We start from the raw sequence: 24068 nt of genomic DNA, 5'->3' as shown, positions 1-24068 counted from the left end.
ATCAGAAGTCCTCTAAATAGGTGTATCCCGCTAGACCTTGTTCTAGTTCTGCTAGGATTTGTGCTTGTTCATTGGCTTCAACTCGTTGGGAAACCAATTGTTTGTAATTGTCACGAATCGCATCCACGTCGATATGAACGTAGCGCATCATGTCTTCTACACTATCACCTTCATTGATGTAACTGATCTCAAATTGACCGTGTTCATCAACATTGACTACTGCACTGTGGGTGTCACCAAATAGGTTGTGCATGTCACCAAGGATTTCTTGGTATGCGCCTACTAGGAAAAAGCCCATTAGGTATGGTTTGTCTTTGCTCCAAGCTGGTACAGGTAGCGTGCTCTCGATGCCTTGACCATCAACGTAGTGATCGATCGCGCCATCAGAGTCACAGGTGATGTCCAACATTACCGCACGACGCTCTTCCGCATCGCCAAGGCCAGAAAGTGGTAGAACAGGGAACACCTGATCAATACCCCAAGCATCTGGTAGAGATTGGAAGAGAGAGAAGTTCACGAAGAACTTATCTGCAAGACGTTCGCTCAACTCGTCCAGAATCGGACGGTGGAAGCGATTTTTAGTGCTCATCTTGCGGCTTAGTTCGAAGTAAATGCGCAGTGACAGTTGTTCTGCCCACGCACGTTGCTCCAAGTTAAGCACGCCAGTTGCGAATTGAGAGTGTACCTCTGCCAAATCACTTTGGGTATCGTTGTAGATCTCAATTAACGCGCGAGCGTCTGTACCATCTTGTAAGTTTTCCCAGTTTCGCCACATGTTTTGTAGTAAAAGTGGAGCATCTGCGCCAAGTTCATGCACTTCTTCCGGTTGGTATGTTTCTGTACCAATTACGTTAGAAATCAACACAGCATGGTGCGCTGTCAGTGAACGACCGGATTCAGATATGATCACTGGCATCGGTTGTTCGTATTGCTGACACACGTCGCCCACTGTGTTGACGATATTACGTGCGTACTCTGCAAGGCCGTAGTTCATCGAGTTCGATGATTGGCTGCGTGTGCCGTCGTAGTCGACTGCCAAACCGCCGCCCACATCGAAGTATTCGATGTTTGCACCCAGTGCGCGCAGTTCGCAGTAGAAACGTGCAGACTCATTCACACCATTACGTACGTCACGGATGTTTGCCATCTGTGAGCCAAGGTGGAAGTGAACCAATTGCATCGCATCTAGGTTGCCTTCGCGTTTCAGACGATCAATAACGCTGAGCACTTGCGATGCAGACAAACCAAACTTCGATTTTTCACCGCCACTTGCTTGCCATTTCCCCGCACCTTGAGAGGCGAGGCGAATGCGCAAACCAAGGCGCGGTTTTACGCCCAAGCTTTTCGCTTCTTCTAGCACCAGATCCAGCTCAGAAAGCTTCTCTAGTACGATGAATACTTTGTGACCTAGCTTTTCACCGATCAGTGCAAGACGCACATACTCACGGTCTTTATAGCCGTTACACACGATCACGGAGCTGCCTTGTTGAGCCAATGCAAGTACTGCTAACAATTCTGGCTTGCTACCCGCTTCAAGACCAAGCTGTTTGGTTTCTAGTTGAGCTTGGCTCGCTAGAATTTCATCCACCACTTCACGTTGTTGGTTTACTTTAATTGGGTACACCAACAGGTATTTGTTTGGATATTGGTATTCTTCAATTGCTTGGTTGAAAGCGTGGCAAATTCCATGCACACGTTGGTGCACGATTTGCGGGAAGCGCACTAATACAGGCAGATTTAACTGCTTCGCTTCTAGCTCATTTACAATGGCACTGAAAGGGATTTGATGTGCACGATCACTACGAGGTGATACGTAAACCTCGCCTTGGTCATCAATACCGTAGAAACCTTGGCTCCAGTAGTGAACGTTGTAGTCCGCGCGGATGCGGTCTAATTTAGTTGCTTTTTCCAACTCTATTCTCACAAAAATGTACTTAAGTCCTTAATTAACTAGAAGGAAAAGTACAAAAAAGCAAATCATGAGGCATTAACCTCATACCCTGACACGAACTCCGTGTGCGCGCATTAACGGATAAAAGTGCCGCTGAGTCTAATGATTAAAATCTATCATCTCGATTATGATTTCTTGTCGTGCGCTGATGTGAACATTTGTTTACCAGAGCGTCCATTCAGCTGTTATAGTTGGTCTGACCAGCAAGGAAGCGGTCATGAAAAATCTCACTCAAATAAGGACATATTTTGCAGCTGCACAGAATTCAGGGATACATTCAGACCATGTATCTCGCCGAATATCCCGATAAATTAATGTTGCTTGATGGTGCAAGTCGAGCAGATATTCCTCACCTTAAAGATTTTATTGAACATCAACTCCATCGTCCTTTTTCTGACCTAAAGTTGGTCGTTGTAACTCACATGCATCCAGACCACGCTGGTGGCGCACACAAACTGCGTGATTTAACTGGATGTAAGCTATTGGCCGCAAAGCGAGAGAGCCAATGGTATAGCGGTGTAGATGGTTGGCTAATGCATTTGACCGATTTGATGTTAGCGCGCTGGATGGCGAACCGGATGCGTAAACCAAAGCAAAACCTGTGGTATTCGCGCAAGTTAAAGCCCGATATCGAACTCATCGATGGTGAGTGTATTCCGGGGTTTGATGATTGGCAGGTGCTAGAAACGCAGGGACATACCGATAGAGATTTGTCGGTTTATCATTCTGAACAAGATGTATTGTATGTGGCGGATTTGATGGTGCAGGTTAAGAAACACCTGATTGCGCCGTTTCCCATATTTCATCCAAACCAATATCGCCAATCATTAAAGCGTGTGTTTGAGATGAATCCGCAATGTTTGCTTTTGGCGCATGGGGGAGAGGTGACTTTTGATGAAAAAGCGTATCAGCACATTCTGCATACTGCGCCGACTAAGCCGATGACCCATTGGCGCGTAACAAAGGTTAAAGCTAAGGGCTTGTTGTTTGCGCTATTTCGCAGGAAGTAGACGAAGATAAAGCCAGACGAGTGATGCTCAACAAAAACGTTCGATCACTCATCTGAAGCTACGGGGTTAAGATGCCAATAAATGAGATTGGCTAGGGTCGACCAGCACTTTGTCTGCCATACCCTGACGGCCTAGCAACATCATGTAAGTCATTTTTTCACGGTTGGTCAACGTAATGTCGATTGGCCATTGTTTGTCACCCATGCGCAGCATGGTGGTGATAACGCAGCGATGCTCAAAGGTACCGTTTGAAGATTTCACTTTACGGTTTGCCTTTAGCTTCGCTGTGCAGCGAACCACTTGTTCTAAATGATAAACATCTGGGTGTAGATCGAATGCAACGTAAGACTGACCATCTTTTTCAAAACAATCAATGTTATCTACATGCAATGAAGAGGTTTGTGCGCCCGTATCAATGCGCGCTTCAAGGTGAGTAATCCCTAACTCAGGTAAGCAAATAGCTTCGGCGTTCCCAATGATCATTTTCTGATTCATAGTGTCATCCTAGCGATGAGTAATACGAGAGCCTACTAAGCAGGCTCTCACTCAAACAATTATCAACCTTTACCACGAGTACGGTTTGCGTGTGGTTTTGCGTTTTTCTCGATAAAGTCGAAAATCATACCAGCAACGTCTTTTTCTGTAGCGAGCTCGATACCTTCAAGACCTGGTGAAGAATTCACTTCCATTACCACTGGGCCGTTTTTAGATTGAAGGATATCTACACCGCATAGGTTTAACCCCATGACTTTTGCCGCGTTAATCGCAGTAGCGCGTTCTTCTTTGCTTAGTCGCACTAACTGTGCAGAGCCGCCGCGATGTAAGTTAGAGCGGAACTCGCCTTCTTTCGCTTGGCGCTTCATCGCTGCAATCACTTTATTACCGACAACAAAGCAACGTATGTCTGCGCCTTTAGCTTCTTCGATGAACTCTTGCACCATGATGTTTGCTTTCAACCCCATGAATGCTTCGATCACGCTTTCTGCTGCTTTGTTGGTTTCAGCAAGCACAACACCGATGCCTTGAGTGCCTTCTAGTAATTTAATCACTAGAGGTGCGCCACCAACATTTTTGATCACGTCCTGAATGTTATCAGGGTGGTGAGCAAAGCCAGTGCGCGGCAAGCCGATGCCTTTACGCGATAACAGTTGCAACGAGCGTAATTTGTCACGAGAGCGACTGATCGCGACCGATTCGTTGACACAAAATGTGCCCATCATTTCAAACTGACGTACAACCGCGGTACCGTAGAATGTGATGGATGCACCGATGCGAGGAATCACAGCGTCGTATTGTGGCAATTCTTCACCCTTATAGCGGATCTTAGGGTTGTTGCTCGTAATGTCCATATAACAGTGCAGAGTATCGATGACGTCTACTTGATGTCCACGCTCTTCACCTGCCTGTTTTAGGCGCATGGTTGAATATAAATTCTCATTACGAGAGAGAATAGCAATACGCATGGCAATTCCTTAGTAAGTCAGTACCAAATTAAAAATATAAGTATAGAGTATAGAATGCAGCAGGTATGTGATATTTAGGTGATATTACCTACTGACTTCAACGATTTAGATGTGTGGTTGGACAACCACTTCGTTAGAGGTGCGCACCTTAGGTTTTTTTCTCGCGAGAAGAAAACGAAAAAAACTCGTCGTTACGACAAAAATAATTTGTTGAATCATCGGGCATTCTCAGCGTTGTAAGCCGGAAGTTGTCTGTGGACTTTTTTAAGCAAACGGATTACGACGAGTTTAAAACGCTAGGCTATTCTGTAGTTTGTTTTGAGTTTGTGATGACGTCCAATAACACATCTTTAATTGTTTGATAGCGCAGTGGCAGAACACGACTTCGTTTGCGAACTAAAAATAACTCTTCACACACGGTGTTTTTCAGTTGTGCGATGTGCAAGGTATCTTTTTGTGGGAAATTGTCGACAGCACTTTGAGGCAGCACGGTGAAGCCGAGTCCTTTACTCACAGGTAGTAAAATTTGGCTTAATTGATTCACGTAGCCGGATAATGGTAAATCGCTCATCTTAATTTCTTGGAGATCTTGTTCCGCGCATTGGTCAAAAAACAGCGTCATGTAGTGCTTGGCATCAGGATGGGCAATGACACCACAGTCGTGCAAGAGTTGTGGTGTTATCTGCTTTTCGCGGTATTGATTAGGTAGGACTAAGCACAACTGCTCCTTACCAATTCTTTCACTGTGAAATAAACCTTTGTGAGGAACATCAGTTACGATACCAATATCAATGCTTCCTTCCGTTATTGCATTGAGAATCGAGTGATTGGGTGCGGCTTCTAAATGCAGCGATAAGCCTGGGTGCTGTTTTTGCTTTTCTAAAAGAGGGCCATACAGCATCAATGCCATTGCGCCAGAACAGGCCAGTTTACAGTGACCTGAAAATGCATCATCAAAACTGAGTTCTTCGAGCAACGCTTTCTCTCTTTCTTCTAACTCCAGCGCGTAGGCGTAAACAATCCGACCTTGCTCTGTTAATTCGAAGCTTTTGTTTTCACGTTTGATCAGCGCATGCTGACAACTTTGCTCTAACTTTTTGATGTGTTGGCTGACACCAGGTTGGGTCATAAAAAGTTTTTCTGCCGTTTGTGTGAAATGACCGACTTCAATCAATGTCTTAAATGTATGTAACCAAACAGGATTAAGCATAATGTGAGATTTGCTGTGAGCTTGCTGAAAGACGTAGAGAAAATGATAGCACGGCACGAAATAAATCGACGCAAGAGAATCGGGTGCCTCGCGAATAATAAATAGCAGACAAAATAAAACCCCGCCTGGTTTCCCAGACGGGGCTTATTCTTTTTCGCAGCAATCCGGCTACTATAGGTGCTCCCTGCATCTATCCTTGATTGTGGTTAAGTCCTTTAACCGAGTTCCTTGTTCATCGCCTTCCTAGCGGTGTCCATTCTTGCCTATCATCCTGACGGGCGAACTCTATCCTAGAGCTTAACTACATCCTTGCTGATAACTCATCCTAAGCTACCAAATCTTCATCCTGAAGATACCTAGTCCATTAGGTTTTTTTCCTGTTCCCGCCAACATCCTGTCGACACAATCAGTATTGATGTTTTGCTGATTACTCTCAATTAGCTAGGTAAAAAAACTTTGGCAGCGAATATTGTTTGAAATGATATAACTGATAATTTTCAATGGCTTATGTTAATTTTTCGATTTTGTCTTAGTCAATGATGGTCGTTTTGCTTACATTGCTTGTAAGAGATCTCGCACAAGGTGTTGAGCAAATGTCCGAATTGGCGTCGTTTTCATCCTGTTTAAGAATTTGCTCAAGATCACAACTCGATTTGTAGCCATAAAATTTGGCGATAGTATTAGGTGGAATTTCCATTTCTTTGATGGCGAATGTTGCCCATTCATCACGTGTTTTGTGCAGGACTTGGCGTAGCTTGACAGTGAAGTGACTCATGAAAGCCTCCTTAGTTATCTTGTCTTTCAAGGCAACAATAAGGAGCGTGACGACACAAAGTTGATAGTATGCCGCTTAATATCAATACTATTTCGGCGTGATGAAGATTAAGCTGGCAATACTGATATTATTTGAGCGTGAAACAATACTATTTTGTGGAGTAGCCAATGGCACACATCGAAAAAGTACCACAAAGACCAGGTTTTTCTTGGCGCTATCGTCGCATTGATGAGCCAGAAAAAGAGTACGATCTCCATTTTCACGATGATGTGTTTGAATTAGTCATCCATCGCCACTTCACTGGTAGTTTGCATATTGGTCATCACGAATTAGAAGTGACTCACAACCAAATGCTATTGATAGCGCCTGGTGTGCCTCATTCAATTCACTCCACATTGGTCGAAAGCAAGTGCGAGACTCATGTGATTTGGTTTAAGCGTGAGTGGATTGCCAATTTGATGTTCTATTGCGCAGAGCTTAGAAAGCTTGATCCGCTTTTAAAAGCGGCCAACAAAGGTGTGATGTTTTCTGAGCGGACAGCTCAGCACGTTGTGGATCTTCTGCATGAGCTCATGACGTTTCCTGCAATGGAGCAACTCTCGAGATTTCTCCATGTTTTGTCTTTGATTGCTCACGATGAAGGGGCGAAAACACTGATGACTCACTCTTACTTATCGATGAGTGAACACGAATTACAGGAAAGAGAACGAGTGGCAAGTGTCAACGCATATCTCGAACAGCACTTTGCTAGCAAAGTGACGCTCGCGAACTTGGCGAACCATTTATCACTGAGTGACAGTGCGGTCACAAGATTGTTTCAAAAGCACTTTAAAGAGCCGTTTAGCCAACGCCTAATGAAGTTGCGGATCAATCATGCCGCAGATTTGCTGCAATCAACGCCTTTGCCGATTGGAATTGTGTTTGAGAGAGTAGGGTATCGAAACCAAGCCCTGTTTAATCGTCACTTCAAAACGTATAAAGGGCTTACGCCACGCGAGTACCGTCAGCAATATCAGCAGCGAATCCAGCCTTAATTGGGTCGCACACAACTGCGATCACGAACGCGAAAAGAGTTACTCGGCTGAAAGTGATGGGCAATTGATATCTTACTTGCAAAATTTTTCAGGAATCATTATTAAGATTCAGTGACAGATAATCTAGGGAACTTGATTGCCATTTTTTTGTCATATCTGGTGAGTAAGTTAACCGTGTCAGAGAGATAATACGCCGTTTACTAGTCAAAGGTGACTGCAAGAAATCGGTAATTATCATTATGTTGTGAAATTGGTCACGGTTAAATAATTGGTTCCCTTATAGATTGAAGGGGATTCGACCTTAGACAATAAGCTCCATAAGGAGCGTTACTTATATAAGATGAGGGATTTTACTATGAAAAAGACTAGAAGAGCTCAGCTACATCGTGTGCGTATTCAATACTGGAAAGACACGAAAGACGCACCAGCTAAAAAATCATAGTTAATGATACCTAAAGGCACGAGCTGGCAGTGGAACGCCGTTTCCCGCTGATTGCCAGCTCAAAAAACGCAACAATCACATTCACTCCGTACAACCTCCCAGAACTCTACTTTTACTATCACACACTTCCAAAAGTAAAAAAGCCAGTCCGGAGACCAGCTTTTTATTATTGTCAGTATGACTCTGCTACTTACAGGTAGTTTGCGTCAACCAAGTCGCCAGCTTTTGCGCTTTTCACTTCTGGACGTGCTTCTAACCATGCAATAACTTGTGCTTTTTGCTCTTCAGTAGCACTGCCGTAACGGTCAGTAGAGCATAGGAAGCCTTCAAACAGTTCTAGACCACCGCCGCCGAAGCAAAGGCCAAGCCCATCAATGTAGTCGATAAAGTCATCAACGAATGCATCGTAACGGTCGAAGTCGTTGATGTCTGTTTCACAGCTGATCTCGAAACCTAGGATTGCGAACTCACCTAAGAACAGCTTTTTACGGATACGACGGCTCTTGTTATCGATCTTGTCTAATTTCATGATTATCTCTCGTAGATGATTTGAATTCGTACACCTTATACCTTCTATCACACTTTAGCCCAAGTAAAATCAGAATGAAGCGATACAGTTGGTGATTATGTGACCAAAACTTAATTGCTCAATTGGTAACGCTGCTGAGTTTGCTGCACTGCTGAAACACAAGTTTCATATGTTTTAAGCACTTTTGTCATTTTTCTTCTCCAAACTTCTTGCCGTTCAACTAATCACTTATTTATTAATTAAACTATAAGATCGGGAAAGTAAAAATGAGCAAGGAAACCTTTGACGCGACGCGTTATAACCAAAGTGAAAACAAACCATTTGAAGAAGTATTAGAAGCGAGCCTATCTCGACGCAGCATTCTGAAAGGTGGTTTAGGCATCAGTGCGATGACCGCATTTGGTGCTTTCGGATTGGCTGGTTGTAATTCGTCTGACTCAGGAAGTACAGTAAGCAGTGGCTCGGGCGTATCTAAAGCCGTTCTTAACTTTGAATCTATCCCTGGCTCACTCACTGACGCCGTTTCAATTCCACAAGGCTACACCGCACAAGTATTGGTACCTTGGGGAACACCACTTAATGCACAAGGCAGCGCATGGCAAAATGATGGTACCAACACCAGTACAGATCAGTTAAATGCGCTAGGCATGCACCATGACGGCATGCATTTTTTCCCATTGAACGATAGCACCACAGATGGCTTGCTATGTATTAACCACGAGTACATTGATACATCAGCACTGCATCCAAACGGTCCGACGGTTGAAAATGGCGTACGTACCATTGTAGATGAAGTGCGTAAAGAGATTAACGCGCACGGTGTGTCAGTGGTTCGTATTCAGCTTGAAAATAACATGTGGAAGCTAGTCGATACTGATCCACTAAACCGCCGTTATACTGGTGCGACAGCAATGGACTTATCTGGCCCAGTGGCGCACACGTCACTAACCGTCACTCGTTTCTCGCCAGATGGCAGCCAAGCACGTGGTACGTTAAACAACTGTGGCAACGGCTACACGCCATGGGGCACTTACTTAACTTGTGAAGAGAACTGGCCAGGTTACTTTGTTAACGCCGGGACTCGTACAGAAGAACAAGATCGCATTGGTGTTGATGAACAAAGCACACGCTACTTGTGGGAAACACTTGCAGGAAATGCAGAAGAGCGTCTCGATGAGTTCTCTCGCTTTAACGTGGCTCCAACAGGAGCAAGTGCAATGGATGATTACCGTAATGAAGCCAATGGTCACGGTTACATCGTCGAAATTGACCCTTACACGCAAAACTCGCGTGCGAAGAAGCGTACTGCACTAGGTCGTTTCCGTCACGAAGGCTGTACTTTTGGTAAGCTTGAAGAAGGCAAACCAGTGGTATTCTACTCTGGTCACGACTCTCGCTTTGAGTACCTATACAAATTTGAATCTGCGGCAGCGTGGGATCCAGCAGATGCTAACCCTGATAACCGTTTGGCGATGGGTGACAAGTACATGGACAAAGGCACACTGTATGTGGCGCGCTTCAATGAAGACAGCACAGGTACTTGGTTACCGTTGACGCTTGATAGCGTAACAAAATCTGGTGGTACGTTAGCGGATCACTTTAACTCATTGGCTGAAATTATCATTAATACGGCAGGCGCGGCTGACCTCGTTGGGGCAACTCCAATGGATCGCCCAGAGTGGTGTACGGTTGATCCATTTACAGGCTCGGTTTACTTAACATTGACGAATAATACGCGCCGTACTGATGAAACCAATCCTGCGAACCCACGTTTGAACAATAAGTTTGGTCACGTTATTCGTTGGGATGAAGGGGCTTCAGCTACAGACTTTACTTGGGATATCTTTGTCTTTGGTTCGCCAGCAAATGGTGATGCAGATACCAACCGTTCTGGCCTGAATGAGCTAAACCAGTTTGCTAGCCCTGACGGATTAGCGTTTGATGGCCGTGGTATTTTGTGGATTCAGACCGATAACGGCGCAGATGAAGTTACGTCTTACACTAATGATCAAATGTTGGCCGTTGTGCCATCTAAGCTAACAGATGAGAATGGTGACCAAGCAGTGATTGGTGCGGATAACCAAGCGGAGCTTAAACGCTTCTTTGTTGGACCAAATGGTTGTGAAGTGACAGGCTTTACTATCAGCCCTGATTACAAATCATTGTTTGTGAATATTCAGCACCCAGGCAACTGGCCATACAGTGAAGATGCCGCCGAAGAAACGCCTGCTGGTGTTTCTGTGCGTCCACGAGCTGCGACGGTTGTCATTCGACGTGAAGACGGTGGAGAGATTGCAGTTTAATCTCTAAATGCATTAACACCTTAAAATTCAAGCCCTGCAAATGCAGGGCTTGATTGTTTAGGCGAATGCCCAGTCGCACTTTATATCCAGACAACAGGCTTAGCTTTTCAATGAACCGCCTGAAGTACGAATCACGTCTTGATACCAGTAGAAGCTCTTCTTGCGTTTACGCTCTAGCGTTCCTTGCCCATCATCATGACGATCGACATAAATATAACCGTAACGCTTGCTCATTTCGGCTGTTGAGTTAGCCACCAAGTCGATTGGCCCCCAGCTGGTGAAGCCCATCAACTCAACGCCATCAAGAATCGCTTCGTGTGCTTGAACCAAATGATCATTAAGGTATGAGATTCGATAATCGTCTTGGATTTCCCCGTTTTCATCGAATTCATCGCGAGCGCCTAAGCCATTCTCGACGATAAATAGCGGCTTTTGGTAACGATCGTGAAGGAAGTTAAGCAAAACGCGCAGGCCTTTTGGATCGATCAACCAGCCCCATTGGCTCTTTTCAAGGTATGGGTTTGGTACGCTATCGACGATGTTACCCACTTCTTTCTGTTTCGGATCGGCACTCGCACAGCCACTTGCGTAGTAGCTGAAGGAAATAAAATCGACACTGGCCGATGCAATTTCTTCTAAGTCGCCAGCTTCCATTTGTATTTCAATGCCGTTTTCACGGAAGTAACGTTTCATGTAGCCTGGGTACTGACCACGAGTCTGCACATCACCGAAGAACAACCACTTATTGTTTTCATGCATAGCAGCAAGCACATCATCAGGGTTGCAGGTGTATGGGTAGTTGATTGCGCCAAGCAGCATGTTACCAATCTTGCCGTTTGGTACGATTTGCTGACACAGTTTTACCGCTTTCGCGTTTGCGACTAGCTGGTGGTGAATCGCTTGATAAATGTCTTGTTCACAGGCGTCTTCTTGCAAGCCCACTCCCGTAAATGGCGCATGAAGTGACATGTTGATTTCGTTAAAGGTAAGCCACAGCTTCACTTTGTCTTTGTAGCGTTCCAGCACGGTGCGAGCGTAACGCTCGAAAAACTCGATCACTCGACGATCGCTCCAACCACCATAATTCTCAACCAAGGCGTAAGGCATCTCGTAATGAGAAAGCGTCACAAATGGTTGCATATCGTGTTTGGCTAGCTCATCAAAAATTTTGTCGTAAAACGCCAGTCCTTCTTCGTTTGGCTCAAGCTCATCGCCATTAGGAAAAATACGACTCCAAGCGATGGACAAGCGCAGGCAGGTGAATCCCATCTCTTTAAACAGGGCAATATCTTCTGGATAGCGATTGTAGAAATCGATCGCAAGATCTTTGATGCCAGGCGTTCGTTCTTCACGCGTTTGATGCGGGCTTAGAATGCCGTTTGGCAACATATCTGATGTTGATAAACCTTTCCCCCCAAGGTTGTATGCCCCCTCTACCTGGTTGGCCGCAATGGCACCACCCCAAAGGAAATTATCTGGAAACTTAATCATGTTTCTCACTCTTTATATCTAGGAAATGTTTGTGGATTTATTGCTTGAGAATAGTGTAGGAGACATCTCGATACTTGTAGCGAGATCGTGTTTTTATCAGTTCATCACCAAACGTCAGTAATGATAAACATTGAGATATAGGATGGTTGTTAACAATGCCAACCTAAGTGAATTTAGGTTGGCATTCGTATTCAAAACGTAAATGCTAAATTCGCCGCCGCGCCAAACTGGTTATCGCCAGCGTAAGACCCTGCTAGGTCTACACTGATCACATCAAAAGGACTGATGCCAATGCCACCTGTCACCGAGTTATCGAGATTATTTTCTAGGTCAACTTCATAACCAGCGCGGAGTTGCGCCCATCCCCAAGCATTCCCCTCGATACCAACTCGAATAAACTGGGTGTCATCGTCGAGCTCTTTAAAGCGCTTTTGTTTGGTGAGATCGGCGTCTAGGCTCAGAGCGACATAATCCCCGACATAGCCGATACCAAGGGTCGCTTGTGGCGTGAGTTCGTAGGTATAGTTGCCTAGTTTTGTTTCTATATCTTGCTCGAAGACGTCTTTTAACGAGAGACCAGCTCTAAATGCGTTGTGATACCAAGCGACCCCAAGATCCATATTGAACGTGTTCTTTGATACTTCACTTTTGTCGTAATCCTCGATATCAAAGTCATCTAGTGTTGTACGCTGCGTATAGGTTTTAAGTTGTTGGTATTTGGGCGTAATACCAAATGCGAATTGCTGCCCACCTATCGTGTATGCGCGAGCTAAGGCAACGCCATATTCCGCACTACCGAAAGCCGCTAGGTCGACGGCAGAATTGAGGTATCGATCTGCGGTGTTTGTTGAATCTGAGATATCGGGTGCCGCAAGTATCTCCACATAACCAGCGCTAAAAAGGTTTACCGACATGTAGCGTGTCGGAATCGCAATCGCGAGGCTCAGACCTCCGTTAATGACGACTGGAGCACTCTTATCTAATTGATCGAGTAGTCGATTAAGTTCGGCTTCGTTCGCAGGTGTGGGAATGCCCTGAATACTATCGTAAAGGTCTTGAACATCATCAACGGCTGATAAAGCTTCATCCTCATCGTGAATATTGACGCCGAGAGCAGGAATGAGTAGGCCGATATCGTCATTTTCTCGATAGAGAGCGCCTAGGGCTGGGTTGTGTAGAGGAGCGGTTAAATAGTCAGCGGAAACGACGCCTGTATTTCCCATTCCGTGACTTCGAGCGTCTGCTGCGTAAGGTGCTGCAAAAGCGTGAGGTGATAAAATAAAAAGCGCCCCTGTTGCTGCTAAAGTTAGTTTTCTCATAACGCATCCATTCTTACTTTAAATAATTACTTATCAATAAATTAGATGGTGGGAGCTAAAACTTGGTGTCAACCACCAAAAATTGTGCTGATGAATAGCATGTGGCGATTCATCAAGTTAAGCGTAGGTTAGGCAACTCGCTTTATAAAGTTGATCAGGGTTTATTGCTCTTTAATTGCGTGGAGAAAAGCTGGAGAGGTGGATGGCGTTGGATTAGCTACGATGAGGAGCGAGCTCAAACATTAAGGTGAAGGACATGCCTTTATCAGCGTTGAGCTGCGCACTGATTTTCCCTTGCATATCTCGCATATTGTTGGCGGTGATGGAAAGTCCTAACCCCAGTCCTTCACCAATTTTTTTACTGGTTTGGAAAGGCTCGAACATGGTATCGAGTTGGTCTGAAGGTACCCCACACCCATTATCACTTACCACGACCTCAACATTATCGGTAGTGGGTGTAACGGCAATCATTAACTGGGGATCTTGGGTCTCTTTCATCGCATCTAATGCGTTGGAAATTAGGTTGCCGAGCACTTGTTGTAGGCGTTGCTCTTCACCAATGATATTGGGTAAATCGTTGGGAATGCGTACCCGAACATCTACCTTCGCGAGTTGAGATTGATAGACGCGTAGCGTCTCTTCTAAAGCGTTTGTCAGCGATATCTCGTGCAGTGTTTCTGGTTTATTGTAGGCAAACGTTTTTAGCTGACTGGTCATGCTTGCCATGCGGTCAATCAACTTTTGAATTAACTTGTTATTGGCTTTCATCATGTCTGTTTGTCCACGTTCACGTTCTGCTAGCAACTCGTTGGTGGTTAAAAGGGTACGCAGGCCAGTCAATGGTTGGTTTAACTCGTGGGTAATCGCGCTCGACATTCTGCCCAATGCTGCCATTTTGCTTGATTCAATCAATTGCTCTTGGGCTTGTTTTAAAGCTTGAGTTCGCTCTTCCACCCTTTGAGCGAGCTCTTGGTTAATCAGCTGCAGCGATTGTTCCGCTTTTTTACGTTTGCTAATGTCGATTACGGTAGCAAGAAAATACTGCTCACCGTGCCATGGGAAGCTAGTGAGTGAAAATAGTACAGGAAATACGCTGCCATCACTGCGTCGCGCCATGGTTTCTACAGCGCTAATCTCTGCCAGTTCCTTATGCTTTGGCAGATCTCTAAGCAAAGTGAGTGTGGTTGAATTTGAATTACCTGCATCAAATAATTCCCAGGCGAAGGTATGACGATTCACACTTTCAGGAAGACAAAAAAGGCGTTTTGCCATTGGGTTGAGGTCGAACAATAGACCTTGTTCATCAATCAACAACAAACCAACATGTGTTTTATTGATCATCTGTTTAAGTCGGCGTTGCGATTCTTCTAGTAAGGCTTGAATACGCTGCTGATTGAGATGCTTTTGTCGACGCTGTAAACCAATGATCACCAACAGGATAAGGAGTAGGAGGAGCGCTGCGATGCTCCATCCAATGACACTAATCGTTTGCTGAACAGGTTTGGTCGGAATAAGGTAACTGACAAACCAGTTTAAGTCGTCCAGCTTTACTGTGTGTGCAAAGTAGCGCTGCTGATTGAGAGTCCAGAAATGAATCACCGTATTGTCATACAGCGTTTGAGTTTCGACTTTGACTTGGTTATTCGGTTCATTAAACCAGTCGGCGTTATAGTTTGTACTGCTGGAGAGGAAGAAGCGTTGATGGCGATTTTGTAGCGTGATGATGTCTTGGCTGGTGATGGTCTGCTCCGTTAGCAAACTCAGGTTGATTTGAACAACAACGATGCCCGCTATCTCCAAACCATCAAAAATTGGTGCAGAGAGGTAGTAAAGCGGACTAGAACCTTTTGTTTTATTCACCAGTGAGACGCCTTCTCCCTGACGTTGTATTTGTTCGACAATCGCACGGCGGTCAGAGCGGCTGAACCGCTCATCGATCAGACTCGATACCAACACTTCTCCCGAGGTTGAAAGTATCAACCAACCCTCTGTATTCGCGGCTTTATCGAGCTGTGTCAGTTGTGCTTGAAGTGGCTCATAGTAGTTTAAATTGCCTTTCACAAACGCAATTGTTTCTGGGTTATTCGTGACGAGATAGGGAAGGTGATAGAAACGTTTTAATGCTCGGCGGACTTCACCAATGTAGTCGAGGAGTTTCTGTTGTGCTTCTTGTTGAGTTTGGACGCTCAGCCATTGATGGGCCACCTCTCGGCTAGCACCGTAGAAAAAGATCACCAGCGCACTGATCAATACGGCGGTTAGCCACATTTTCCCATTCTTAGTGCGCTGCATACGAGCTCCGTTTGGCTGAACATAGTTATCGTAGTTGATAGTGAAAGAGTGCGCTTAACTGATTGGATGTTAAAGAATTGTGATTAAGAAGTGGGATCTAGCTCCTTTTCTATAGCATGGTTTTTGCTAACTTTAGCAAAGACTTCTATCACCGTTCAGGCAGTAACTCATGACTTTTGACGACATTCCGCGTATCGCCCTAATTGAAGATGATGATATCGTTCGTCAAGCAACAAGCCAATGGCTGCAATTGGCGGGGTTTGACGTCATAGCTTTTAGCTCGGGGGAGGAAGGCAAAACCGCCATTCTGAACCAAGAGTTTGATGCGATAGTTAGTGATGTTCGTTTGCCAGATACTGATGGAATTTCGATTTTAGAGAGCCTTATTGCGAACCACATTCCAACACCAATGATACTAATTACTGGTCATGGTGATGTGGATATGGCGGTGAATGCGCTACAAAACGGCGCGTTTGATTTTATTGAAAAACCTTTCCAGCCGGAGCGTTTGTCTCAACGTGTGACAGATGCGGTCGAGAGCCATCGCGCGCAAACATCGACGCTTCACCGCCAAGAGTATCTAGCTAGCGTGAGTGGTTTAGAAGAGGTGCTCATTGGTCAAAGTCGAGTGATGCAGCAATTACGCGAGCAAGTTGCGAAATTGGCGAAAATCGATACTAACGTGATCATTTACGGCGAAACAGGTTGTGGTAAAGAGCTGGTGGCGACCAGTTTACATAATGAAAGCCAAAGAAAACCTCATCACTTTGTGCCGATAAACTGTGGTGCGATTCCAGAACACCTTTTCGAGAGTGAGTTGTTTGGTCACGAAGCTGGGGCGTTCACTGGTGCAAACAAACGACGCATCGGCAAGTTGGAATACGCCGATAAAGGCACGTTGTTTTTTGACGAGATAGAAAGCATGCCGTTGTCGATGCAGGTGAAAGTGCTGCGAGCGCTTCAAGAGCATACCGTTGAAAGAGTGGGGGGGAATCAGCAGATCGGCGTTGATTTACGAGTGATCGCGGCGGCGAAAGAAGATCTCAATGATCATGATGAGTTTCGTCAAGATTTGTATTATCGACTCAATGTGGCGCAGATCTATTTGCCACCATTACGTGAGCGAGAAGAAGATTCACTGATTTTGTTTGAGCACTTCACCTTGCAAACTAACCCTGAAACCCGACCATTGAGTGATGCCGACAGAAACGCAGTGCTTTCCTACGCTTGGCCTGGGAATGTTCGAGAGCTGCGAAACGTGGCTATGCGTTTTGCTTTGGATGAAACGGTATCTGTGATGGAAATTCTCTCTAGCCGTCCTTCGTCAACCACGGAGGAGACGCAAGTGGGTGTTCCTCTGGTTATTCAATTACATAATTTTGAGCGTAAGGTGCTGCATGATTCATTGGTCAGGCATCACGGACGCATTAACGAGGTGATGCAGGAATTGGATTTACCTCGTCGAACTTTGAATCAAAAGATGCAAAAGTTTGGTTTAAATCGCTCTGAGTATACTTAATGCAATTTTTAAGCTGATTTACCGCTATGGGCGTCACAAATATGATTATGCGCTTTTCGAGGGAGTCGGGACAAACTTATAAGTTAGGCCTTCCCCCTCTCCAAACAAGGTGACTTGGTTTCTGCCCGTATGTTTAGAGCTATACAGCGCTTCGTCTGCTTCAGCAACGACCTCGTGAAGCGATTGTCCCTCAGATAACTCACTGATTCCAAAGCTCATGGTGATCTCATTTTCGAATGACTGCAGTGAGGCTTCTGTTTCTACCGCTAGGCGAATTTGCTCGGCAACAATTTTGGCTCGGTGTGCTTTTTCAAGTAAAACAATCATGAACTCATCACCACCAAATCGTACTGTGCAAGCTGACTCTGGGAGGTGTTTCTTAAAGATAGCGGCAATCGTAGCCATGACGGAATCGCCTACCGTATGGCCGTAGTGATCATTAATCGCTTTGAACTCGTCCATGTCGGTCATGATGATGCTTATTGATTGCTTCCGTTTGTGCGCTTGATTAACAAGGTTTGGAACAATTTCTTCCATCGCGCGACGATTATGAAGCCCTGTGAGAGCGTCTAAATGTGAGAGATCATTGATTGACTGTATCAAGCGGCCATTAATTAGCCACAACATGCTAAAGCTCATAGCGACAATCAGACAGATGCTAAGTAAAAACGTCATCTGGTGGATAAAACCTGCGGTCATAAAATTTGGCACTTCATTGGCGAAAGCGCTCCAAAGTGCTCTGAAGCCCATAAAAATACTGAAGCAAAAGAAGGAGCACGCCATCACTATGGTTGGGAGTTTTTGGTCTTGCTTGGTGCCTTTCAGCATGGCGATCCCACTAAAAAACGTAACGATGCAGATATAAACACTTAAGTAAATGATACGGCTTTTAATTGAATGGTCATGGAAGGTGAAATAATAGAACGAACCGCTGAAAATGGGCGTTAAAAAAGCGAGTGAGTGGGCCAGTTTTAGAGGGAATTGACGAAAAATGCTTACGCTGTAAAGCGTAAGCAAGAAGCCGATTAATATGAGCGTATTAGCTATGACGATGGTAAGCCAATCTGGTGCGGAGCCTCTAAATCCCAGTAAAAAAGGCCCAAAACCAATAAATAACAGCGAGAGAGAAAAAGTCTTTAAGCCTTTGATTTTTTTCTGTGTGTATTGGTAACAAAGTAGACTGATTGAGTAAATGCAAGAGAACAGAATAACGATAAAGTTGAGCGTTCTGATGTCTAAATACTGATTGTCCATAAGCGCTCCACATCAATCCATAGTTCAGGCAACTCCTTTGCCTGATATCAATAAGCGAACTACATATTAACTTACTTATTGAGTGATGTCTTATGTTAAACGGCTATTCATTTACCAGCTCGAATTGTTCGGTTTGGTTGGTTTTCGTCGTAAACAGCAGACCAACAATCATCATAAATACGCTAGGCATAATCCAGCTAGCAAAGTCATTGTACAGAGGCATGTAATTACCCATCCACTCATCGGTGGAATCTGGCATGTAACCTAGGATGTGCAGCGCATCAACACAACCAAACGTTAGAGCAGTGAACGCCGTCGCGACGACCATGATTTGCGACATCTTGTTGCGCACTGGTGCCATGATCATCAACGCAATTGCTACTGGGTGAAGCGCCACAACCGCTGGCAATGTGATAGCCAATAGTTGCTCCAGACCTACGTTGGCGATCAAACCTGCCAATACCATGGTCGTGATAACGCAGCCTTTGTAGTTCACTTTGCTGAAAGTGTTGTCGTAGAACTCACTGCCTGCGGTGGTTACGCCGATAGCAGTAGTCAAACACGCCAATACCATCACGGCACCAAGTAATAGTGAACCAAATGCGCCGAAGTGGCTGAAGGTGAATGCCGTTAAGATGTCGCCACCATTGCTGAACTCAGAACCCAAGTACGAGCTCGTCGAACCAATGTAAGCCAATGAGATGTAAACAAATGCCATGGCAACCGCGTACATCAAAGCTGCGATTAGCGTGTATTTTGCGGTGGCTTTCGGGCAATCCACACCCATGCTGCGAATCGCACGGAAAATAATCCAACCAAAACCGATAGAGCCTAGCGCGTCCATTGTCATGTAGCCTTGAGTCAAGCCTTCAGCAAATGCACCAGATACGTATGGTCCCGTTGCGGCAGTTAGCTCGCCTGCAGGAGAAACCAAAGCAGTCACAGACATGATGATTAAGATAGCCATCAATGCAGGCGTTAAGATCTTGCCTAGGTTGTCGACCAACTTACCCGGATATAGGGCAAATAGAATGGTGATAGCACAGAAGGCAATAGTGAAAGGCACCAAAGCTGCATCACCAAACATTGGCGCAAAGCTGAATTGGTAAGCCACGGTAATTGCGCGCGGAATCACGAATGCAGGGCCAATCACGATAAATACCATCACCCAAAAACTGGTCGCCAAAGGTTTAGGTAGGGCGGCGGTTAATTTGTCTGAACCGTTTACGATAGCGACCATCACCAGCGCCATTGCAGGCAGACCTACGCCTGTTAAGAGGAAGCCAGACATCCCGCTCAGAAAGTTTTCACCTGCTTGATAACCCAAAAATGGAGGGAAGATCAGGTTACCTGCGCCTAAGTACATGGCGAAAGTCATGAAGCCCAAAGCGGCGATATTGCGTGCGCTTAACATTGTTATTCCTCTTATGTTTCGCTTGGAAGAAACTGAAAGGAATGGGAGGAGTATGTGGTGTTCCCGTCAGCTTCTTCTCAAGCTGACAGAAAGTTTAGATATAGCCTGTCAGCTCTGAATCAGTTTCAGAGAGAGCAGGAGGATCGCAGCAGCAACGCCAGATGGGCGTTTTAAAGCGAATTGTAATTGCGCAGTTGCTGACATGGGTGATCCTTAATGACGAAAAAATACCAAGGAATACGTTTGCCTTGGTGTGTTGTTACCCTAACGAACATAGGGCTATTGGCACAACCCCGAAGTAGAAAATAAGTTGATACGGTCAATGTTTGTTTCTGAACTGGTGGATCGAACTGGTTTTTAAATTCAAAATTAGAATAAATGACTTTTCATTTCTGTAACATGGCCTGTTTTGCTGTATTTTTGTGCTATTTGTAGTCGTTTAGGCTATAAACCTCCGCTGATAAAGTGAGCAGTTTAGAATGATGCGCTTTTTCTTCTTATTGTTAAGACGCTCATTAGTTGCAGTTCAATCCAAAATTGCATCGGCAAAATATTGCTTATTAGCCAATCGGGCATTTGTTTTGTGTTGATCACATTTTATTAACCTTTTGCGATCTAGTCGTGCAACCTTCTTCTCTTCAATGAGCAAGATTTTGCTCATTACTTTGCTATCAAATCAGCAGAATTTTGCTCATTTTTGATGTCTTTCAGCGCTTAGTTCAATAAATACAAAGGGTTAAAAGTTGGCATTTCAATTGCTCTAGGGAATGTGTTGTTAATAAAGATTTAACATGATGTAAACCCCCAATCGTGAAACGACTACACGGAGAGTAATAATGAAAATGAACAAGCTGGTAAAAGCTTTGGCTGTCGCTGTAACTTCTTTTGGTATTGCTGCTAACGCTGCGGCAGAGGATCGTAGCTACATTCTTGCAACGGCATCGACAGGTGGTACTTACTACCCTGTGGGCGTAGCACTGGCGACGTTAAGCAAAGTGAAATTGGCACCAAAGCACCACTTCTCCCTTTCTGCAATCAGCTCTGCTGGCTCTGGTGAAAACGTCAAATTGCTGAACGAGAACGAAGCACAGTTCGCGATCCTACAAGGTCTTTACGGTGCTTGGGCTTGGTCTGGTGAAGGTCCTTATGAGAAGAGCGGTCGTCAAGAACAACTGCGTTCAGTCTCTATGCTGTGGCAAAACGTTGAGCACTTTATTGTTCGCTCTAACTTAGCAAAAACGGGCACAGTGACTGATCTGAACAATCTAGACGGTAAGAAATTCTCTATCGGTAAGAAGAACTCTGGTACTGAGAACTCGGGTCGTCAAATCATGAAAGGTCTGAAGGTAGACCCTGATAAATTCAATCTTGCTTACATGGGCTACGGCGGCAGTGCGAGCGCACTTCAAAACGGCACCATTGACGGCATGAACACGCCTGCGGGTGTACCTGTTGGTGCGGTTACTCAAGCTTTTGCTGCGTTGGGTAAAGACATTTCGATTCTTTCGTTTACTGACGAACAAATCAAAGAGGCGAACGGTAACTACAACCTATGGACGAAGTACGAAATTCCTGCGAACACGTATCCGGGTCTAGATAAGCCAATCACCACCATTGCACAGCCAAACTTCTTGGCAGTTCGTGAAGATATCTCGGAAGAAGACGTTTACCAGCTAACCAAAGCGATCTACGAGAACTTGCCTTTCCTACAAGGCATCCACAAAGCAACAAAAGCAATGGCGATTGAGAAAGCGATTGCTGGCTTGCCAGTGCCTCTTCACCCGGGTGCGGCGCGTTACTACAAAGAAATGGGCATCGAAATCCCATCAGATCTAATGGCGAAATAACGCCTACTTCGCCCCGAGTTTTGGCTCGGGGCATTTTATCCCTACCGATTTCTAAGATGGAAAAAGCCGCCAGAGCTTGGAGTATGAGATGAGCGACTCAATAGAAAAGGAATTGCAGAAGTTTGAGCTGCCCACGCGCACTGACTTTCCGTGGGTAACCACCACAATTACAGTGTTTGGCGTGGTATTGTCTGCTTTGCACATTTGGTTTAACACCTTATCGACGTTACCAGAGTTATGGATTTCCGCGACCCACTTTGCTGGCTTTGCGGTGATTTGTGCGCTTTGGTATCCGGCTCATATCTCTCTCAAGCAGAGTAAGATTGCACTCGGTATTGATGTGTTAATTGCTATGGGGGCGGTCGCGTGTTTGCTCTATATTCCCTATGCCGAAGACGCGCTGTATGAGCGTGGCGTGAAGTTTGTGACCAGCGATTGGGTCTTCGCCATCATGGCAATTCTGATTGTTATCGAGCTGATTCGACGCACCATGGGCTGGTTTATTCCAGTGCTGATTGTGGTGTGTCTGAGTTACGTTGTGCTTTGGGGTAAGTGGGCGACAGGTATTTTCCACTTCCCGGGGTTGAGCATGGAGACCTTGCTCTACCGCAGCTTCTATTCTTCTGAGGGCATGTTTGGCTCTATCTCGCGCATCAGCTGGACTTTCGTATTCATGTTCATTCTGTTTGGTGCGTTTCTTGTGCGTTCTGGTATCGGTGATTACATCATCAATGTGGCACGAGCTGCGGCAGGCAAAATCATCGGCGGTCCCGGTTTTATTGCGGTGATTGGCTCCGGTTTGATGGGCTCAGTATCTGGCTCAAGTGTGGCAAATACGGTTTCCACCGGTGTTATCAGTATTCCTTTGATGCAAAAAGCAGGTTTCCCTTCACGCTTTGCGGCGGGGGTTGAAGCTGCAGCGTCGACAGGTGGTCAGTTGATGCCACCAGTAATGGGCGCGGGCGCTTTCATCATGGCGTCTTACACGCAAATTCCTTATGTTGATATTATTGCCGTTTCTTTCATTCCTGCTCTTATCTATTTCTTGTCTGTGGCGTTCTTTGTGCGTATTGAAGCCAAACGCAGCGGCGTTCAAAAAATCACGACTAGCGATGAATCTCTACTGAAAGTGTTGATCAGCGGTTGGCACAACCTTATCCCGCTGGCGGTATTGGTTACTTTGTTGGTTCAAGGCTTTACACCGACTTACGCTGCTGGCTTGTCGATCATTTCAGTAGTGGTGGCTTCTTGGTTCTCGAAAGATCATAAGATGGGACCAAAAGCGATCATCGAAGCACTTTCACAAGGTGCGAAAAACATGGCGACAACCGCCGTATTGCTGGTGGGTATTGGTTTGGTGATCAACGTGATCAGTACAACAGGCATCGGCAACACCTTCTCATTGATGATCGACGGTTGGGCGAATGGTGACTTGTTCATCATGATCGTTCTGATTGCGCTCGCTTCTCTTGTTTTGGGTATGGGCTTACCCGTGACAGCGGCGTATATTGTATTGGGCACATTGTCTGCCCCTGCGCTTTACAAGTTGATTGCGGAAAACCAATTGCTTGAATTGATGGTGTCAGGTCAATTGCCAGAGCAAGCAAAAGCGATCTTTATGTTGGCAGCGCCAGAAAAGCTGGAACTGCTTAATGCACCAATGGCGTTGGAAACGGCGAAAGAAATGGTGGCGCTAGTACCTGCGGATTTTATGGAAACCCTACTAGAGCAAAGTTTGGGTATGGAAGCGGTAGGTTTAGCACTGCTGGCTGCTCATCTCATCATCTTCTGGCTATCGCAAGACAGTAACGTAACACCACCAGTGTGTTTGACCGCTTTTGCAGCAGCGACCATTGCTAAAACACCGCCAATGCGCACCGGTTTAATGGCGTGGAAAATCGCCAAAGGTTTGTATCTTGTACCGTTGTTGATTGCTTACACAGGCTTAGTCAGTTGGGATGTAACGTCGGTAATTACCGTGGGCTTCTTCGCCATCATCGGTACTTATGCATTGATTGGTGCGATTGAAGGCTACTTGGAAGGTCCTCTAAACATTCTGACGCGGCTCTTGTTGGTAGTGGTGGGTACATTGCTGGTTTGGCACGACATCCCAATGTTGGTTCGTGTGGCAAGCTGCGCGGTATTTGTCGCGGTGTTCATTTACAGTGGTCGCAAGTTCAAATTGCAACAATCTCAACTATCGGTTTTATAAGAG

17 protein-coding genes are annotated in these 24068 nt (G+C 45.4%); 6 read left to right on the top strand and 11 right to left on the bottom strand.

What is annotated here, in order from left to right:
• Position 1 precedes the first annotated feature (1 nt).
• A complete protein-coding gene (gene speA / locus NL644_RS08100) occupies positions 2-1912 on the bottom strand; it encodes an arginine decarboxylase (protein ID WP_253658287.1) in 1911 nt (636 codons plus the stop codon).
• A 323-nt stretch (positions 1913-2235) separates the two neighbouring features.
• Here speA and NL644_RS08095 point away from each other — a divergent pair, with 323 nt between their 5' ends.
• Entirely contained in the window at positions 2236-2961 is a 726-nt protein-coding gene (locus tag NL644_RS08095; protein ID WP_161445958.1) for an MBL fold metallo-hydrolase, read from the top strand.
• Between the two features lie 66 nt (positions 2962-3027).
• Here the strand turns inward: NL644_RS08095 and NL644_RS08090 are convergent, their stop codons facing one another.
• From NL644_RS08090 to NL644_RS08075, 4 genes are all read right to left on the bottom strand, one after another.
• The gene (locus NL644_RS08090) at positions 3028-3456 is read right to left on the bottom strand and encodes a RimK/LysX family protein (RefSeq protein WP_005393584.1); all 429 of its coding nucleotides are present in this window, start codon (positions 3454-3456) and stop codon (positions 3028-3030) included.
• 62 nt (positions 3457-3518) lie between these two features.
• Complete coding sequence (gene rimK / locus NL644_RS08085; RefSeq protein WP_005393586.1) at positions 3519-4424, bottom strand: 30S ribosomal protein S6--L-glutamate ligase; 906 nt, start codon at positions 4422-4424, stop codon at positions 3519-3521.
• 301 nt (positions 4425-4725) lie between these two features.
• The gene (locus tag NL644_RS08080) at positions 4726-5634 is read right to left on the bottom strand and encodes a LysR family transcriptional regulator (RefSeq protein WP_005393588.1); all 909 of its coding nucleotides are present in this window, start codon (positions 5632-5634) and stop codon (positions 4726-4728) included.
• Positions 5635-6163: 529 nt separating this feature from the next.
• On the bottom strand, positions 6164-6409 hold the full coding sequence (locus NL644_RS08075) for a hypothetical protein (protein ID WP_114323498.1): 246 nt from the start codon (positions 6407-6409) through the stop codon (positions 6164-6166).
• Positions 6410-6576: 167 nt separating this feature from the next.
• Here NL644_RS08075 and NL644_RS08070 point away from each other — a divergent pair, with 167 nt between their 5' ends.
• On the top strand, positions 6577-7443 hold the full coding sequence (locus tag NL644_RS08070) for a helix-turn-helix domain-containing protein (protein ID WP_046873893.1): 867 nt from the start codon (positions 6577-6579) through the stop codon (positions 7441-7443).
• Positions 7444-8075: 632 nt separating this feature from the next.
• Here the strand turns inward: NL644_RS08070 and NL644_RS08065 are convergent.
• Entirely contained in the window at positions 8076-8414 is a 339-nt protein-coding gene (locus NL644_RS08065) for a YggL family protein (protein WP_005393599.1), read from the bottom strand.
• A 266-nt stretch (positions 8415-8680) separates the two neighbouring features.
• On the opposite strand from NL644_RS08065, the gene NL644_RS08060 reads away from it, so the two are divergent.
• The gene (locus NL644_RS08060) at positions 8681-10717 is read left to right on the top strand and encodes a PhoX family phosphatase (RefSeq protein ID WP_253658286.1); all 2037 of its coding nucleotides are present in this window, start codon (positions 8681-8683) and stop codon (positions 10715-10717) included.
• Positions 10718-10816: 99 nt separating this feature from the next.
• Here NL644_RS08060 and NL644_RS08055 read toward each other — a convergent pair whose 3' ends face one another.
• The 3 genes from NL644_RS08055 to NL644_RS08045 form a co-directional block, all read right to left on the bottom strand.
• Positions 10817-12208 (bottom strand): glycoside hydrolase family 1 protein, encoded by a 1392-nt coding sequence (locus NL644_RS08055; protein ID WP_253658285.1) that lies wholly within the window; start codon positions 12206-12208, stop codon positions 10817-10819.
• Positions 12209-12399: 191 nt separating this feature from the next.
• The gene (locus NL644_RS08050) at positions 12400-13527 is read right to left on the bottom strand and encodes a conjugal transfer protein TraF (RefSeq protein WP_006741246.1); all 1128 of its coding nucleotides are present in this window, start codon (positions 13525-13527) and stop codon (positions 12400-12402) included.
• Between the two features lie 213 nt (positions 13528-13740).
• On the bottom strand, positions 13741-15819 hold the full coding sequence (locus tag NL644_RS08045; RefSeq protein ID WP_253658284.1) for an ATP-binding protein: 2079 nt from the start codon (positions 15817-15819) through the stop codon (positions 13741-13743).
• Between the two features lie 169 nt (positions 15820-15988).
• Between NL644_RS08045 and NL644_RS08040 the strand changes: the two genes are divergently transcribed.
• Positions 15989-17338, top strand: coding sequence for a sigma-54 dependent transcriptional regulator (locus NL644_RS08040; RefSeq protein ID WP_253658283.1), 1350 nt, complete (start codon positions 15989-15991; stop codon positions 17336-17338).
• Between the two features lie 45 nt (positions 17339-17383).
• Here NL644_RS08040 and NL644_RS08035 read toward each other — a convergent pair whose 3' ends face one another.
• Together NL644_RS08035 and brnQ are read right to left on the bottom strand one after the other, a co-directional pair.
• Positions 17384-18592, bottom strand: a complete 1209-nt coding sequence (locus NL644_RS08035) for a diguanylate cyclase (protein WP_253658282.1) — start codon at positions 18590-18592, stop codon at positions 17384-17386.
• Between the two features lie 103 nt (positions 18593-18695).
• Positions 18696-20006, bottom strand: a complete 1311-nt coding sequence (gene brnQ, locus NL644_RS08030; RefSeq protein ID WP_104970290.1) for a branched-chain amino acid transport system II carrier protein — start codon at positions 20004-20006, stop codon at positions 18696-18698.
• Positions 20007-20842: 836 nt separating this feature from the next.
• On the opposite strand from brnQ, the gene NL644_RS08025 reads away from it, so the two are divergent.
• Positions 20843-21853: a TAXI family TRAP transporter solute-binding subunit gene (locus NL644_RS08025; RefSeq protein WP_253658281.1), complete on the top strand. Its 1011-nt coding sequence runs from the start codon at positions 20843-20845 to the stop codon at positions 21851-21853.
• An 88-nt stretch (positions 21854-21941) separates the two neighbouring features.
• Positions 21942-24065, top strand: a complete 2124-nt coding sequence (locus NL644_RS08020; RefSeq protein WP_253658280.1) for a TRAP transporter permease — start codon at positions 21942-21944, stop codon at positions 24063-24065.
• Positions 24066-24068 lie beyond the last annotated feature (3 nt).

Origin of the sequence: Vibrio sp. Y10_XG_PY6, assembly GCF_024181795.1 — a bacterium.
GTDB classification, from domain to species: domain Bacteria; phylum Pseudomonadota; class Gammaproteobacteria; order Enterobacterales; family Vibrionaceae; genus Vibrio; species Vibrio diabolicus.
The sequence above is the reverse complement of the archived record's forward strand: the minus strand, read 5'-3'. Positions and strand labels throughout refer to the sequence as shown.